Source organism: Lewinella sp. W8 (assembly GCF_004375085.3).
Taxonomy (GTDB): Bacteria; Bacteroidota; Bacteroidia; order Chitinophagales; family Saprospiraceae; genus Neolewinella.
Map to the genome: position 1 here is coordinate 319,362 of NZ_SNAQ03000001.1, position 17,388 is coordinate 336,749.

Consider the following 17,388-nt stretch of genomic DNA (forward strand, 5'->3'; position numbering starts at 1 on the left):
GTGCTTATTTTTTGGGGCCACTGATTACCTCGCTGAGCGGGGATCTGCTGCCATCGGGATAAATGATTTGCAGCGCGAAGCGGTGGTTAGCCGCCTGGGGCACCCGCCAACGCTGGGTGTCCGCCGCCAGCCGACGCAGAGGCCTTAACTGGGCATCCTCCGGGGCAACGTACACCTGGAAACCCGAGGCATCGCCATCAGGTACTGACCAACTCAGCTCCCAACGGTCTTCCCCCGGCACCTGCGTGAGCGCCAAATCCGTAACGCCTTGCTGCTGGCTGGCGGTCCCGGACTGAAGCGACAGGGGCTGCGAGTCCGCAAAGAGACGGACTTCATCCAGCGCCCGAACCCGGTAGGTGTAGCCGGTACGGGCCACGACGGTGGTATCGACAAAAATGGAATCCTGGGGCCCCAAAGAGCGAACGGGTTGCCATGCTCCTTCCGGGGTCTGCCGCCAGACCTCATGTCGATCGACGTCTACGCTCGTGCTCGGACGAAAGCGCAACTCCACGGCATTCCCGCGGCCGGAGTAGCCGGTGATCACCGGGGCCGAAGGGGCGATCTTGTCGGGGCGCTCCAGCTCCAGAATTTCCGAATAGGCCGAGGGGTTATAGTTGTTGTCAAGCGCCACCACCTGGTAGTAGACCTTTTCGTTCAGGATGTCGAGGCGGGTGGAGTCAAAGAAGTAATTCTGGTGAAGGATGTCGTGGGTGACTTGCAGAAATTCCCGCTTTTTGGCGTGACTGACGTACACGCGATAACCGTGCAAATCCGGTTCGGTGCCGGGTTCCCACATTAGGAACACGTTGCCCATGGTGTCAATTCGGCCCGTTAATCCCACGGGCTTTGCGGGCGGCTCCTCGTCGTACCAAAGCGCCATGGCGGGGGTGCTCATGCTGTAGTTGCCCGCTTCATCGTAGGTGTACACGGCGTAGTAATTGGCCCGGTAAGGAATGGGATCTTCGTCGATGAACTCGGTGGTGAGGGGACCCAGAATCTGGTCGTGTACCGGGGTGAAGGGGCCCTTATAATCCTGCCCACGGACAACTACGTAGCCGCGGACGTCGGGAGGGGTGGCCTCGGGAAAGGTCCACCGCAGGCGGAAGGTGCCGTCTTTCAGGTCCTCGGCCCGCAGTTCACTCAGGGAGGGTGGGGGCGTCTTGTCGATCCCCTGTCCCCGTACCGCTTCGGAGGGCGGTGCTTCCTCGGCAAAGGAATTAATCCCGACCAGGCGGTAGTGCTTCGGTTGGTAATTTTCTTCCACCTTCACTTCGTAGCGGAAAGCATCTTCTCCGTCCTGGGGTTGGGTCTTGAAGATGGGGTAGGTATTCACGCGCCGGAAAGCATTGCCGTCGTCGCTCACCTCCAGGTGGTAGGCAATGTAGCGCTTCCGGTTCGGGTCGAGGGGCCAGGAAAGCATCAGCTTCTGCTCGCCCTCTTCTACTTCCAGCCCGAACACCGGGCCGAAGGGAAAACGATCATTGGGGCGAACCCGGATGGGCGCACTGACGAACCGACTCTCGGTAGCGTCTGTCGCGGGCAGGGTTCGTACGCGGTATTCATAGGGTACGCCCCGCTTAAGTCCAGTGTCCGTCCAGCGCCAGCCCAGGGCCTTTGCGGCTTCGGCGGACAGGTCGGCGTTGACCAGGGCGAGGAACATCCGCTGTTCGTGTTCGTCCATTTTTTGTCGCACCTCTCCCATCGGACCGGCGGGCGGCGTCGCGGGGTATTCGGCATCGCCGTGCAGGGCTTCGGCCACCGCGATGATGTGGGGGTCATCCGTGTCGGTGAAGGCCGTGAAGTCTTCCACGGAGTAGGCGATCAGGCGGTCTCCGTGCACGGGCTGCCAGTCTTCGCTGCCGGCAATCCGGCGCTCCAGCATAACGCCAAAGCGTTGCATTTCCAGCCAGACCGAATAGTTGCTGGGGGCCCAGCGCAGGGTGATCGAATCGCCGTGCGGGCGGGCCAGGAGGTGGAGGTCATCGGGGGGAGTCGTATTGGCATCATTTTGCGCAAGCGCAGGTGCCAGGCTCAGCAGTATGGCAAACCAAACGGTGATGCTCCGCTGCAGGATTTGAAGTTGTGGATACATGATGAATATATTTTCACGCTGTTCCTTTCCCGTACGGGAATCGGAGCATCATTCGTTATTGAGGGATTTGACCTGGTAGCTGAAGTTCTTACCGCCGAGGCGGAAGAAGCCTTCCTGCTCCGGACGGGCGGGATAGGGGAAGTAGCTGTGGATAACGGTCGATTTGAAGTAGGCCCGTATCTGCTTGTAGTACTGCAGATAGAAATCGTAGCCGGGATCAAAGGGATTGTAGTCCGGTTGGTTGGGCATGGGCCCCAGGTCGTCACTACAATCGACGTCATGATTGTAATGCGGACTGTTGAAGGCCTCAAAAGTCTCACTTAGGATGGCCAGTTCCAGGACCCCCTCGTCGACCAGGCGACGGAAGAGTACGTAATCCTGGTAGGTCATCCATTCAGTGAAGTCCACCAGTGGGATGAAGGAGGGGTTTCCGGTGAGGACCGTGGTTCCGCCCACGGCGGGTGATCCGCCGCCGCTGTTGGGCGGTTGGATACCGCCGTTACCCATCAGGTTGAAGTTCGGCACGACGTCAAGTATGCCGGGCGACGGTGGGTCAAAGCCTACCCAGAGTTCATTGATTTGGCCCGGTCCCGGTGGGTCCGGTGGCTCGGGCGGCTGGGCGGCATTGATCACCGCATTGGTTAGGTAGGTATTGTTCTTCTGGACACTTACGCCCCCGAGGTCGTTGGGTAAACTCCCGGTAGGATGCTGGAGGAACTCAATGGTCGGTAACTCAAACTGATACGCATAACTGCCGTTGGGTGGCGGCAACTCCCGGTTTTTGCGGGTGCCAAACGGGGCGACGTCCTCGTAGCGGTCGGGGTCTTCGAGGAGATCAAAATCTGGAGCCGGCATTTGGTAGCCAAACCAGGCGTAGGGGTTGGGGTTGCCGGACTGCAGTGGAGCGTTGGGCTTGGGCAGCCCTCCGTCGATGTGGTTCAGCTCATCGTCGGGGTCGTAGAAGGTTTCCATACACCAGCTGTTGTCGCTGTTGCCGAAGGGGGGGCGGAACAATCCGTTATCTCCTTCGGACATGAAGGTCTGGCTGCGCCAGTCCTCCCGCCCCTCGAAGGTGACGAAGGGAGTGTACTTGACCAGTTTAAAGGCATTGTGGTTTTCGCCGTCACTGACGTGATAGTTCCATTGCCAGTACTGGCTCTCAAAGCGATCGAAACCTTCGTCAGATTCCAGGAAGAGATAAGGTGTCTTTACCTCCGTGCCGTCCGTGAACTGGTGTAGGTTATCAGTGTCGACCATGTGGGTTTGTGCGGGCGACTGATTGAGGTTTTTCACCTTCACCTGGTTCATTTTTGACGCCAGGTCGGTGAACATGGAGGTGCGGAAATACAACTTCTGCTGCATCAGGGATTTGGAAACTTCCTCACCCACCAGACCGCGCTGCTCCAGACGGCGGGAGGCGTACTTAAGCCCGTCCATGTTTCCTCCAGGAGACTGAAAGTCATTGGGTCCGCCGAAGCCGGGGCCGTCGTCGGGTTCGTTGCTCAGGATCTGGCCATTGCCACCCTCGAAGGGAGGATCGACGCCGGGATCATTGTTGGCGTCCTGGAATTGGTTGGGCACGTTGACGTTCATTCCCTGATTGGCGTTATTCTGGAACATGGCCACTTGCATCATACCCGCGTTGGGCACGTTGTTCTGTTGCTGCTGGGGCATGGCCAGGATCTGGAGATTTCCTCCTCCACCGCCGCCGCCGGACTGCCCGTCAATACCCAGGTCCGCCATCACCACGGAGGTGTTGTTGTCCGGGGTGCTGTTGGGGGGGTGGTAAATGCGGAGGACGTCCAGTTCGTAGACCGTCTTTGGCTTCAGGAAATTTTTGGGAATGGGGAAGCTCATTCCACCGCCACCGGCGGTACTCAGGTTGAAGGGATTGACGTCTTTAGCGGTTCCCGCGCTCAGGTCCTTGAAGCGCACCACGTAGGTGTAGTGCCCCTGGGTGGAGAGCCCGTCCTGGGCCGTCGGGGTAGTCCGGAACAGGCTGTTGGACTGCTCGTGCCAGAAGTTCAGGTAGCCGTTATTGCCGCCCTCATCTTCGAGGAAGTTGAGCTGTCGGTGGAAGGGCTTCGACCGGTCAATGCTGTTGGCCAGGATGTAATCCGGAGCGGCACCCGTTTGGAACGTGGCCGTGTAGGTTTGCACCTCGAAGTTCTCCGCCACGTCATCCGGGTCGTTGGAATTATATCGCTGTCCCCTTACCCGTAGGGTCAGTTCTACCTGAGAAAATTCGGGTAGCTGGTTGGGCAGGTCATACAGGCAGCTGTAGCCTTCGTCGTCGTACTGCGGTGACCCGGTGCCCCCGAGGTGGGTTTTCCAGTTGCCGCCCTGCTCCTTGGTCTTTACCGTCAGGCCGATGATCTCGTAACCGTAGTACCGGGTAAGGTACTCTCCGGGAGTGTCGGATTCCTCGTCGATGGGGAAGGCTCCGCGGGGGAAGTTGAAGGCCACCTGCGGGTGGGTGAAGATGGACTGCCCCGAGGCGCCATCGGTGGGGTCAAATTCCTCGACGATGGGAATGTCGTCAAAGATGTTATTGCCATCCTGAGAACAGACGACTTTCTTGCCGTGCTCGAATTCGACCTTGGTGTCAAACTCGATCAGGCCGCCGAGCACCTCGCCGCGGAGCGCGGCTTTGCCGCGCAACCACACGGGTTTCGGCCCCGCAAAATCGATCGCCGCGGCGGCTTCGATCTCGGCAAAGGTGAACTTTCGTTTTTTGCCGAAAAGCTTTCCTTCCACGGCGCCTTCAATTCCCAGGTAGGCGTAGGCTTGCCCTTTACCGTACCACTGGTTAATGCCGAACTCGTTCATGTTACATTCCTGGCCTTCTTTGTTTTCCATCAGGACGTCGAGTCCCATCAGGTACTCCACGTCGAGGCGGAAGATGAGGGCCTTGAAACTAAGGTCGAAGTAATTGATCATCCCGAAGGCGAAGCCCTTGGTGGTGGTGAGCACCGGCAAGAGATTCTGGGAGGGGAGATTCTCCCCGTCTTCATTGAAGATGCTCTGAATCTGCAGCGGCTTGGGGGGCAGGCCCGCGGGCAGATCAGTACCCATCATAAAGTAGGAGTTGATGCCCGTCTTCACACTGGCTACGGCAAAGTCGAAGCCGGCCTCAAACTTTATCCGGTTGGGGTCGGTCAGGGGGTCCTGGTGGCCGGGGGTCCAGCGACCGAGGTAGAAGTGCCAGTCGTTCGGGGAGTAGAAAGCCTCCAGGGAAACGTCCAGTTCGAGGAAATTCAGGATGTTGGCCGAGAGGTCACCGCCGAAGGTGTATTCCTTTTCCTGGAAGTTCATGATCAGGTCGGCACCACCGCTGATGAGGGCACCGCCGTCACGGTCGGCCATGTTCTGCATGACGTAGGCGTCGCCGCTCATGTACATGCTGTTGACGTTGAAGTTTGGCCCCAGGTCAATACCGAATTCCAGGTCCGCGTTCATGGCGGTGGATACGGGGTACAAGCCCAGGACGGCCCGGGCCATGAAGCCAAAATTACCCTGCACGGGTACGTAGGTTGCCCCACTTCCCGTCTCGCCGATTTCTCCACCGAGGTCGGGGTCATCCGGAACGTCATTGATCGTCATGACGGCATTTTCGGGGTACTGGCGTTGCATATTGGCGTAGAAACCGCCACCGAGCCCGTAGAGCCCCAGTCCGGAAGGCCCGAGCGGGATACCGGGGAATTTGGTCAGGGCATCAATCATGAAGTAGCGATACTGGGGCATCTTACCCACCATCAGGCGCATTTCCAGCCCCACGTCAATGGGTACGATGCCGATATCGATGGCGCCATCAAACCCATCTCCGTACGTTTCGTGGTCGTTGAAGAAAATGATGGAACCCTCTAGTTCAATGACGCCCATGTCGGCGTCGATGGAAATTTCGTCCAGTTGTGTCCGGTCGTAAGTGAAGCGTTTCTGGCCGGCATCCCAGTCGCCAATGATGGAAAAGGCCGTGGCCCCCTCAAATCCGTTGGCCATTTCGGTCAGCTTGAGCCCGAGGTCAAACTGGATGCCAACTTCTTCCCCTTCCAGGTCAATGTTGATTTCGTTGAGCTGGAGCGGGAAGTCCGCCATGCCACCCTGACCAACGTTCTCGAGGTCCAGTCCGAACTGCCCGCTGAGTTGCGGGGTGCCGTTCCCTCCGGTAATGGTGAAGTTCTGGAACTCAATACCGGGAATGTTGAAGCTGCCCACGGCTGAGTTGGCCTGGTTGTCGCCCTTGGTCCAGCCGATGGTGAGTTCCCCGTTAAGGACGGCCTCCGGCAGGTAGGTGTTCCCCTGCTTAGTGACCCCTACGGAAGAGTTGCCCGCCAGGCTGATTTCGGCGACCCACATATCTACGTCCAGGGCCTCGCCGAGTTCCACGGCGAAGCTGAAGTTACCGCCGTTGCCGATGGGCGCCGTGAAGTCGAGGAGGGTTTCGCTGATGGGGAGTCGGATTTGGCCGCCGAAGCTGGCGCTCTCCACGCTGCTGGCCCGAACGTCGAGCCCCAGGTGATCAATGGCCAGCGGCCAGCCGCCGACCTCGCCTTCGTTAATGCTCAGCAGGTTGCCGTTGGCGTCGACGTCCATCCAGAGCCCCTGGCCGTCCAGAATGATGTCTTCGATGTTGACTTCGGCGTCGAGCCCTTCGGGGAAGGAAAATTCCAGTCCGGGGATGTAGACCCCCTGCCAGAGATTTTCGTTGCCGGCCAGTGGGTGACTGCCCGGTAGGTCAAAGTTCGGCGGACCGGAAATGGCGGAGTGGTCGTAGACGATGTTTCCTCCCATCAGGGTCAGCTCGAAGTCGTTCAGGCCGGGAACCTGCCAGCTGTCCTGATTGAGGGTGACGCTGGCCGTCCAGTCCTGATAATCGTTGACGGAGGCCGTGAAACTGGCCACCAGCGGCTGTCCGTCGGTGGCCACAATATTTTGCGCAAAGGAGAGCTCGGCATCTACGTTCAGCGCCCCAATCCCGTTTTCGCTCCAGCTGACGCTGGTGTGGCCCTCGCCACCGATAAAGGTCAGGTCCACTCCCGGCGAGAGGGAAAAGGTGGGGTTGTTGCCGAGAATGAGGTCCGCGTCCTGTCCCAGGCCGCCCTGGGTAAGACACATCCCCTTGCCGAGCAGGATCAGACGACGACTGCCCTGGGCTTCTGGGAGCTCCACCCGGACGTAGGCCGAAAGGGTGGCGCCCTCGGGCCGAAACTCCATGCCGGTCAGGATCAAATCCATGCCCTGGCCAGCAATGCCGGCCGGCAGATTGATCGCGGGATTGATGCCCGGGGCATCGGGGTCGAGCCAGTTGCCCTGGTTGTCTACGTAGTCGGCCAGTTGCAGTGCTACGTTTTCGGGAAGGTCTTCGGGGGTGACGTTGCCTTCCGTCAGGTCCTGTAGCAACACCAACGGCACGTTGCCACTGCCGTCGGTCGTCCGAATGACGTCATTCTGGCCGTAGACCTGCAGTTCGGTATTGACGTCAAGACCCGTGAAAGACACGTTGACGTAAGTGTTCAGGGCCGGAATGAGCATCCGCCCGGAGCCGGCAATGGGACTGATGCCGCCGCCGGTCAGCAGTTCCATCGTGAAGTCCCCGACGGTAATTTCCGCTCCGGGACTGATGGTGCTGGGGTAGGGGTTCGTGGTGGGCGCTGGTCCCGCGGGCGGGCAGGCGAACTGCTGCAGCGTTTGCTGGGGTTGGTTATTATCCTGGAAGTCGTTGGGCCCATCCTGGTTCACTCCGGGGTTGGGGTTGTCATTTTCCGGTGCCACAACCACGCCCGGCCCGGGTTCCACCCCACCATCATTGAAGGGGTGGTAGAGGAAGGTGTGGATCTGGCTGCGCCCACCCTGGGCAAAGAGCAACCGGCCCTCGGGGTCGTAGGCCGTAACCTGCACGGCGTAATTGTGCCCCGCGATCAGGGGCGGGAGCGCCAGGTCGTAAGCTAGCGTATTGGCCAGGAGGTCATCCTGTTCAAAGTAGGGGCGAACGGCATCAAGGATAAAGGCGTCGTTGGGGTTGCTGAGTCCAAGGTCATCGAGGTCAAAAAGCTCGAAGCGGTACCGAGTTTGTCCGGGAAGGCCGGAAATGGACCAGAGAAAGTTCAGAAACTGAGGTTCCAGTGGTTCGATCTGTTCTCCGTTGTTCGGATAGATGATGAGCGGAGGTTCGTGCTGTTGGACAAAAAAGACGTCACAGCCGAAGTTGTTACTGAGCGGAACGTTGGTGGCGAAATCACGGGCTTCCACACAGAGCGTATAGTTCCCTTCCGGAATCGTTTCGGACTCAAAAAGGCGATCGAAGCTGATCCCACTGAGCTGAACGTCCGCTTCGGTGGGGGTGCCAAAAATGGCCCGAAGGTCGCGGTAAGTGAGGTTGAGGCTTTCTCCGCCCCCGAGCACGATGGGGGACAGGGGTTGGAAGTCGGGGCGGAAATTGGCTTCGATTCCGCGGTCAGAAGTGAGGTTGGGGACGAGTTTAATCTCCTGCGTTTGCCGGCTTACGTTGGTCAGAATCACGAGGATATCGGCCTCAAATTCGAGGTAGGCATCCCAGTAGATGGGGGGAGGATTGGGGACAACTACGTTTACCTGAATGGGCTGTGCGAATAGACTTAGTGGTAGCAAGGCAATAAAGAGCAATATACCCCGAAGGGCATACCGAAAGGCTGGCGGGATCATGGGTTTGTTGGTTGGTGAGTAAAGCGTGGTGAAGACAGCCAAAAGACAAAAACAAAAATCAGGGGAGGGTACAAGAAAGCTTGGGAATCATGTGCCAAATGCTTGGACATATGTTGCATCTCCCGGCAAAAGCGTGTGTATCAGTATCGTATGGGCTGGTGGAGTCTTACCCCCTTGACGCAATTTTTTTCCAGCGGGTCTGTCCGGGTAGCGCGGTGGGGCAGATAAGAAAACAGGACGGGGGTTGGGCGCGGAGCGCAGGTGCAATAAATTGGAACCCTCGTGCTCAGCTGGGGTGCCGGGCGGATTAGGCGAGAGCAAAATTCCATCGAGAGAGTCTACATGTAGACTCTCTCGACGGAGCCAACCGGGCTGAAAAAATTTTTAATAGATTCTTCTCCCTAGGGCCACGATTAGGGTGCCCCTACGGGACCAGAATTTCCGCTCATTTAAGCAACTAAGCCGCTTTTAGGCCCCGCTTGATTGGGCAAATGCATCAGCATGAAAACCGACGTTTCAGGATGCGTGCATTATACCTGCGAGGAGCTAGTAAATAGGCGGACGCAGTCGCCTATTTACTCGACGCCCAGGAGGAGAATGCTCTATTTTTTGAAAGAAGAGAGTTCGTCCTCCTCCGCTGCATTATTTGGCCTGATGAAACCGGACAAATGTTCATCGGAGGTGTGACGAACGACCTTGCGACGGTTTACTTGAGTTCCCCCGTAAAAACCACTATCTTCCCTGCTCATTCGCCCCATGCTCATCCTTTGGGCCATAAAACCACATTCATGGCAACTTTTCAACTGACCGTTAACGGAAAACAATTTGACGTCGAGGCTGATCCGGCCACGCCCCTGCTCTGGGTGCTGCGGGATGAACTCGGGCTCACCGGTACAAAATACGGCTGCGGCATCGGATCCTGCGGCGCCTGCACCGTTCACCTCGACGGAACGGCGATGCGCTCCTGCCAGATCCCCCTCAGTAATATGAACGGAGAAAAGATCACCACCATCGAAGGGCTTTCCGAAGCGGGGGACCACCCCGTCCAGCAGGCCTGGCTGGAACATGACGTTCCCCAGTGTGGCTACTGTCAGGCCGGACAAATCATGAGCGCCGCCTCCCTGTTGAACGCCATTCCCAATCCGACCGACGCGGACATCGAGGCGCAAATGAGCGGCAACATTTGCCGCTGCGGTACCTACCTGCGGATCAACGCCGCCGTCAAAACCGCCGCCGGAAAACTGAGCTAATTGGGCTCCCGGTCACTTTTCTTCCCATCTCCAACCGAACAAGGCTAAATATTATGCAAGCTCCTTCCCGTCGTTCCTTTCTGAAAGTATCCGCCGCTACCGGTGGCGGTCTGTTACTCGGCTTTGGCTGGCTCACCTCCTGTGAAAGCAAGCCGGCCGCTGCCGTGGCCACCGGACCGGTCATGCCCGAATCCTGGGTGCCCGTAAACGCCTACCTCCAGATTGGCGATAACGGCGTAGTCACCATTTATTCCCCCAATCCGGAGATCGGCCAGAACGTCAAAACCTCCATGCCGATGATCATCGCCGAGGAGCTGGACGTAGACTGGAATAACGTCATCGTCGAACAGGCCGGACTGGACACCGAAAAGTACACCCGCCAGCTGGCCGGTGGTAGTCAGTCTATCCGTCATGGGTGGACGAGCCTGCGGACCGCCGGGGCCACGGCGCGGCATCTCCTGATGGCCGCCGCCGCTACCGAATTATCCGTCCCCGTAGAGGAGCTGAGAACCGAGAACGGCATCATTTACCACGATGCCTCCGACCGCCAACTCGGGTACGGAGACGTAGCCGCCGCGGCCGCAAACCTGCCGGTCCCCGAAGAAGTGCCCCTCAAGGACCCCGCCGACTTCAAGATCATTGGTCAGGGGAAGAAGAACGTGGACGCCCGCAAGATCGTTACCGGACAACCCCTCTTCGGGATGGACATCCAGCGGGAAGGTATGTTTATTGCCGGTATTGTACATCCTCCTGCCTTCGGGATGAAACTCAAGTCGGTGAACGCCGATGCGGTTAAGGCCATGCCTGGGATTCAGGACGTGGTGACCATTGACGCGGAGAAGGAAGGCGTGGACCGGCAGTGGTCCGACGTGAACGCCTTTCCCCAACTGGTGGCCGTGGTCGGTAACTCCACCTGGCAGGTCATGCAGGCCAAGCAGGCCCTGGAGGTGGAATGGGAAGAAACCAGTGCGGCGGAGTCTACCGCCCAGCACCGGGCGACCCTGGAAGAGCTGATCGAAAACGGCAAGGCGGAAGCTTCCCGGCGGGACGGAGACCCCGAAGCGGCCTTCGCCCGGGCGACAAAAATTGTGGAGGCCACTTATTCGGCTCCCTTCCTGCCCCACAACACGATGGAGCCGATGAACTTTTTTGCCCACGTCACCTCCGAACGGGCAGAATTGGTGGGCCCCATTCAGACCCCCGAGTTCCTGCAAAAGACCGTGGCTTCCCTCGTTGACCTCCCGCTCGAGAAGGTCGACATCATGATGACCCGGATGGGCGGCGGCTTTGGCCGCCGGCTTTACGGAAACTTCGGCGTAGAAGCCGCCCTCATCAGTCAGGCGGTCAACGCTCCGGTCAAGCTGGTCTACACCCGCGAGGACGACATGACCCAGGGCACCTACCGCCCGGATTACCTGGTGAAGTACCGCGCCGGACTGGACGCCGACGGTAACTTGATTGCCTTCCACATCCGCGGTGCGGGCACCAACGGCAGTCCTGTATTCGCCAACCGCTTTCCCGCCGGAACGGTAGACAACTACCTGGTGGAAAACTTTAGCAAGGACTCCAACATCTCCACCGGCGCCTGGCGGGCGCCGCGCTCCAACTTCATCGCCGGAGCGGAGCAGGCCTTCCTCGACGAAGTCGCCGAAGCCGCCGGCAAGGACCCCATCGCCTTCCGCCTCGAACTGTTCGAACGGGCCAAGAATAACCCCGTCGGCGAAAACAACGACTACGACGCCGAACGCTACGCTGGCGTCCTCGAACTTGTACGCGATAAGTCGAACTGGGGGCAGCAAACCGATGGTGTATTCCGCGGCGTCGCGGCCTACTACTGCCACAATTCCTACGTGGCGCAGGTCCTCGACCTGAGCATGGACGGAGACCAGCCAAAGGTGGAAAAGGTCTACTGCGCCGTCGACTGTGGCATCGTCGTCAATCCCGAAGGTGCTCGCAACCAGGTCGAAGGCGGTATCGTGGACGGTATCGGCCACGCCATGTACGGCGCCCTGACCTTTACGGACGGTACCCCCGACCAGCAGAACTTCGATAGCTACCGCCTGATCCGTCACGGAGAGGCCCCGAAGGAAATCGAGACCTTCTTTGTGGATAACGGGATCGATCCCACCGGACTGGGAGAGCCTTCCCTGCCTCCCATCATGGGCGCGCTGGCCAATGCCCTGAGCCGCGCTAAGGGAGAGCGGGTCTACGACCAGCCCTTTATGGGACAACAGGAGCTGCTAGGGTAAGGCTATTGGTATTGGATGATGCCCGCGAGGCCCTGGTCCGATGCTCGGCATCGGACGGCAGACCTCGCTCGGGTAGGAGCACCCTTTCAGGGCGCTAGTGTTGCCGTATGACCAACGGCTTAACCCCATGTTCTATCATCAAGATCAATATCTATTTTGGCTGGATATGCGCTTAGCGTATTCCCCGTATTTCTTGGCGAAATGAGCGCAAGACGATCGCTTTTCAAACCAAATCTTATTGGCATAATGCCTGATGAAGGTGGTCCGGTTGGAGGCATAATCGAAGGAGAGGCCGCGCTGCTCCACGTAGGCTTCGGCAAGTTGGGTTGCGGGAATCAGGTAGTCGTCATCCTTACGGATGGTATCCAGTTGCTGCATCTGGGCGCAGAAGCGATCCAGGTCTTCGGGGGTCGGTAAGGCCTGGTCCATTTTTACTTTGTCCATGGTCTCAAAGCCTTCCCCAAGTTCATCTAGGCTGTAAGCAATGGCGGCGGGCTGGTACTGAGCCAGTACGGCGGGTAGAAAACTATCCATCGATTTGCGTTTTAGCAGCGCCTGATAGTTGGCGGTTGGTAACTCCTCAAAGTTAATTTTTGCATACACCAACTCATGGAACGGGAGTGGATTTTGCCGTGACGCCAGGTCTTCCTCCAACAATTGTGCGGTACTGGCCATCAGGCTGTCAAAACCGGGAAGTGCGCGAGTTTTGACGTTGAGTTCTCCGGACTGTCCTTGGAAAATGAAGTATTGCCTTGCGGAAGGACAATCTTCCACGAGGGCTACCGTCAAGTCCCAGAAGGGGCGGTCAAATAGGGGGGCGTCTTCGAGGTCGACGCCAAACACGGTCTTAAAGTTCTCTTTCGAAGCGGCCGGTAACTTCTCCGCAGACATCAGGGTGAAGAGCAAAAAGTCTTCGACCTCGTCGACGACTTCACCCGCCATGACTTCCTGGAAACTAGGACACAGCTCGCGGGCAACCGCCTTCAGCGTTTCTGCCGGGTCGTTTTGGGCAGTGAGTGTGGGGGATAGCAGGAGGAAACAGCACAGGAAGGTGAAGAAGGAGGGAAATCGCATAAATCAATAGGGTTACTGCGCCAAAGATATTTCTTTCCACCAATGTTCCGAGCCTTGTTGATGCCCGCGAGGCCCTGGTCCGATGTTCGGCATCGGACGGCAGACCTCGCTCGGGGAGGAGCACCCTTTCAGGGCGCTTAGCCCTCAGCACCTCCCTGCCCTCCCTGCCGCCACTCGGAGGGCGTACAACCGTAGCGTTCGCGGAACTTCTTGCCGAAGTAGCCCGGGTCCTGGAAACCGCAGTCGTAGGCGATGTTGCTGATCGAAAGCTCGGTGTGCCGCAGGGACTGCGCGGCGGCCTGCAGCCGCAGCTGATTGATGAATTTACTGGCCGACAATCCGATGGTAGACTGCAGTTTGCGGTGGAGCTGACTGCGACTCATGCCCGCCACGCGTTCCAGGTCGGAGACGCTCAGGTGGGTGTCCGAAATGTTTTCCCGGACGTACTCCCGGATGCGGGCGAGAAAATTGGCTTCGGGGTGGTCCGGCGCCGAGGCGGCGGGCTGAACGGGTTCCCCGTCCAGCATTTCCTCCCGGAGCCGGGCGGCGGTGCGATCCCGCAGGTGCAATAAGTTGCGCAACCGGAGCCGCAGTTCGCGCTCGGAAAAGGGCTTGCTGAGGTAGGCGTCGGCGCCCCGCTCCAAACCCTCCAGCCGGTGTTCGTCGGCCGACTTGGCGGTCAGCAGCAGTACCGGGAGGTGACTGGTGCGCTCGTCGGCTTTGAGTTGGGTGCACAGCTGATAGCCGTTCAGGTTCGGCATCATGACGTCGCTGATCACCAGGTCGGGAATCAGTTCCGTGGCCGCGGCCACGCCGGCCACGCCGTCGGGGGCTACGACGATCCGGTAGTCGTCCGCCAGGCTTTCTTCCAGATAACTGGACAGCTCGGCGTCGTCCTCGACGATGAGCACCAGCGCTCTGGCGTCATCGACGGTTCCCGGAGGCATTGAGGGATAAATTCCCGTATTATCGGCCCCCTGGATGGGCCCGGCATCCTGCGCTTGCGCCCCTCTCCTGGGTAACCGGACGGAAAAGGTACTTCCAGAACCGGGCGTGCTGGAAAGTTGGATGCTTCCGCCCATCAGTTGGGTCAGTTCCTTAACGAGTGCCAGACCGATGCCGGTCCCGCCCGGCTGTCCGTCGTTGGCCTGGACGTAGCGGTCAAAAATCTTCCGCTGGTCTTCTGCAGAGATGCCCGGTCCCTGGTCCCGGACGTTAATCACGAGGGTGCCCGGCTGCTCGTTCACCTCAAGCCGGAGCGTGCTGCCCGGCGGACTGAACCGCAGGCCATTGGCCACCAGGTTGACGATGATGCTTTCCAGTTTGTCCCGATCAACGACCAGGGAGGTGTTCGGGGCCAAATTGCCGTCGAGGGTAAGCAAAACCTCCCGATTCCCAGCTTCCTCGGCGAAGGATTGAATGATCTCCCGGAGTAATTCATCCGGGTGGATGCGGCTCTCGTAGAGCTTCATTTGTCCGGCCTCCAGTTTTTGCAGGTCGAGGAGCTGGTTGATCATGCGTAGCAACCGCTTCCCCTGGCGGTCAATTCTCCGGGCCTCCCGCGCCAGGGTGGGGTCGGAGCGCTCCTGTCCGGTTCGGAGTAATCGCCGGGCCGGCCCCAGGATCAGCGTGAGGGGAGTGCGAAATTCGTGGGTGAGGTTGGCAAACAGTCGGGACTTAAAGGCGTCCAGTTCCACCAGTTGGGCGTGTTCCCGGCGTTCGATTTTCCGATTGAACCAGCTGCGCGCCAGCAGCGCGGCTGCAGCAAGGGTCAGCAGGATCAACAGTAAGCGGAACCACCATTGCTCCACCAGCGCCGGCCGGGCGATGATGAGGAGCTCCCGGCTATCCTGATTCCAGTTGCCCTGGCCGTCATCGCTTCGTAGTTGCAGCCGGTGGGCACCGGGCGGCAGCTGGGTGAAGGAAAGTGATTTCTCGGTGCCCAGTCGCTCCCATTCGGGCATGCTGCCCAGCCGGTAAGCGTACTGAACTTTCCGGGCCTTTTCGTACTGAAGCGCCGAAAAGGTAAGGGTCAGCGATCGTTGCCGTGGCGACAACTCCAGGACCTGAAGGTCTGGCAGTGGTCGGGAGGTGTTGTGGTTTTCTCCGTTGATCCGCAGCTCATTCAAAACAATCGGGGGGAAGCTGGGAGGGGAAGGTGCCAGGGAAGGATCCGTAACGATGATCCCCCGCTGTCCGCCAAAGATGAGCCGACCGTCGGGATGGGTAGTAGACACGGCGTTAGAGAATTGCTGGATGGCCGTGGCGTCCCGAAAGAGCAGGGTGCCCTCTCCCGGCGAGTAGATGCCCAATCGATCGCCGGCTCCGAACCACAACTCGCCGTTTGGAGTGCTGAGAATGGATTCGGGGATGCCCACCTTTTTCCCCGCCACTTCCGTAATCAGTCGGGTGGTAAGCGTAAGGGTATCGATACCAATCAGGCCCTGCGAAGCGGCCGCCCACAGCGCGCCATTTGCTCCCCAGGCCAGCTGCTTGATCCGGCCACCGGCAATTTCGGTTTGGCTGCCGGGCCGGTAGTCCAAAAAATGAAAGTTGGCCGCCTGGGGGTCAAAATAGCCCAGCCGGTCATTGTAATAATCCCCACAGCTTAGCCAAATCTTCCCCTCCGGGCCCGGTAAAACGCTGGTGATCACGAAGCCCGCCAGTTGGTGGGTTGAGCGGTCGGGGTAAAACCAGTTCTCTTCGCCGGTGATCCGGTGGTAGCTGCCCAAACCATCATCACTGGCCAGCCACAGCAGGTTGGGGTCGCGGGCATCTTCGGCGACCATCGTGACGGATACTTCCCGAATGCGGGAAGAGGTGATCTTTGGTTGGAACGCATCCCGCTCGGGGGCATAGCGGTACAGCCCATCGTAGCCCCGACTCAGTAGCACCTCCCCGTCGTGGAGGGGCAAGATGTGGTTCAGGTCGCGGCCGTTCAGGAAGTCATTCCGGGGGAAGGGTAGTTGTCGGGGCGCAGCCCCGACCTCCGGCGCCCGGTACAGCCCACTCCAGCGCAGGTAAAACAGTACCCCTCCCAGATGATCGGCCCCGATTTCTAGCATCTGGTCTTCGCTATCCTCGACTCCGGAGCGGTAATGGGAAGCAGAGGAGGGCGCCACGGAACGTCGGTTCAGCCCGACGTAGGTGCCGATCCACAGGTTGCCTCGCTGATCGGAACACAGGGCACGAACGTGTTGGTCCGTCAGTCCGTTGGTGTGCCATTGCAGGTTTCCGTTGGGGGAGAGCAGACCCAGGCCCCGTCCGCGACTGGCCATCCACAACTGATCCCCGGAGGACTCCAGGTCCAGCACGGTGGTTTCCAGCAGTCCCGGATCGTTATTCCTGAAGGTTTCAATGCGGGAAGCCCCGCCAACCCACCGAAATAGTCCGCGGTTGGTGCCCAGAATGAGGGTGTCCGCGCGCTCGGCTACGCTGAAAATGGTCGTTGGGGAGAAGCCGTCAAGGGTGGCCAGGGTGTTGCCGGACAGGCTAGCGACACCTTCTGGTCCCAGCAGCAACATTTCGCCGTGGTGACGGCTGTAGAATAGTTTTTGGGTCGAGAAATTCCCGGTGTTGATGTGCCGGAAATTTTCCCGTTCGGGCTGGTAGGTACCCAGCCCGCGATCAGTAAGAACGTACAGTAATCCGGTGCCATCCAGTGCCAGGTCCCGGACGTCGTTTCCCGGCAGGGTCGCTTCCCCGGCCCCGGCGAAGAATCGCCGGAAGCAGTTGGTGGTGCGGTCGAGACGGTTGAGTCCCGCTTTGGTCCCTACCCATAGGTTGCCTACGTGATCTTCCAGCAGTCGGACGGCAATGGGGTGGCTCAGGGTGCAGCTGTCGTTAATGTCGGCGGGATAATTGAGAAAGTCGTATCCGTCAAACCGGTGCAAACCGCTGTAGGCCGCCGTCCAGACGTAGCCGAACCGATCAATCAGTACATCATTGATGGCTTCACTGCCCAGTCCGTCTTCGTAGGTATACGCGTCCATCTCCGGTTGAAGCAGCTGCCCCCGACCGGGTGCAGCAACGGTCATGATGA

The 17,388-nt window shown here is 59.2% G+C and carries 6 protein-coding genes; 2 read left to right on the plus strand and 4 right to left on the minus strand.

The annotated features are described in order from the left end of the window. Positions 1–4 precede the first annotated feature (4 nt). The gene (locus E1J53_RS01345) at positions 5–2,092 is read right to left on the minus strand and encodes a fibronectin type III domain-containing protein (protein WP_134270179.1); all 2,088 of its coding nucleotides are present in this window, start codon (positions 2,090–2,092) and stop codon (positions 5–7) included. A gap of 48 nt (positions 2,093–2,140) precedes the next feature. Then, entirely contained in the window at positions 2,141–8,773 is a 6,633-nt protein-coding gene (locus E1J53_RS01350) for a hypothetical protein (protein ID WP_134270180.1), read from the minus strand. A gap of 788 nt (positions 8,774–9,561) precedes the next feature. On the opposite strand from E1J53_RS01350, the gene E1J53_RS01355 reads away from it, so the two are divergent. Beyond that, positions 9,562–10,023, plus strand: a complete 462-nt coding sequence (locus E1J53_RS01355; protein ID WP_134270181.1) for a (2Fe-2S)-binding protein — start codon at positions 9,562–9,564, stop codon at positions 10,021–10,023. 53 nt (positions 10,024–10,076) lie between these two features. Then, complete coding sequence (locus E1J53_RS01360) at positions 10,077–12,272, plus strand: xanthine dehydrogenase family protein molybdopterin-binding subunit (protein WP_134270182.1); 2,196 nt, start codon at positions 10,077–10,079, stop codon at positions 12,270–12,272. 144 nt (positions 12,273–12,416) lie between these two features. On the opposite strand, the gene E1J53_RS01365 is transcribed toward E1J53_RS01360, so the two are convergent. Further along, positions 12,417–13,346 (minus strand): hypothetical protein, encoded by a 930-nt coding sequence (locus tag E1J53_RS01365; protein WP_134270183.1) that lies wholly within the window; start codon positions 13,344–13,346, stop codon positions 12,417–12,419. A gap of 137 nt (positions 13,347–13,483) precedes the next feature. Next, positions 13,484–17,383, minus strand: a complete 3,900-nt coding sequence (locus E1J53_RS01370) for a hybrid sensor histidine kinase/response regulator transcription factor (protein WP_173021324.1) — start codon at positions 17,381–17,383, stop codon at positions 13,484–13,486. Positions 17,384–17,388: the final 5 nt, after the last annotated feature.

Bases quoted from the DNA above. Each gene is read 5' to 3' on its own strand.
- E1J53_RS01345 (WP_134270179.1), bottom strand. From the start codon at position 2,092: ATGTATCCACAACTTCAAATCCTGCAGCGGAGCATCACCGTTTGGTTT.
- E1J53_RS01350 (WP_134270180.1), bottom strand. From the start codon at position 8,773: ATGATCCCGCCAGCCTTTCGGTATGCCCTTCGGGGTATATTGCTCTTT.
- E1J53_RS01355 (WP_134270181.1), top strand. From the start codon at position 9,562: ATGGCAACTTTTCAACTGACCGTTAACGGAAAACAATTTGACGTCGAG.
- E1J53_RS01360 (WP_134270182.1), top strand. From the start codon at position 10,077: ATGCAAGCTCCTTCCCGTCGTTCCTTTCTGAAAGTATCCGCCGCTACC.
- E1J53_RS01365 (WP_134270183.1), bottom strand. From the start codon at position 13,346: ATGCGATTTCCCTCCTTCTTCACCTTCCTGTGCTGTTTCCTCCTGCTA.
- E1J53_RS01370 (WP_173021324.1), bottom strand. From the start codon at position 17,383: ATGACCGTTGCTGCACCCGGTCGGGGGCAGCTGCTTCAACCGGAGATG.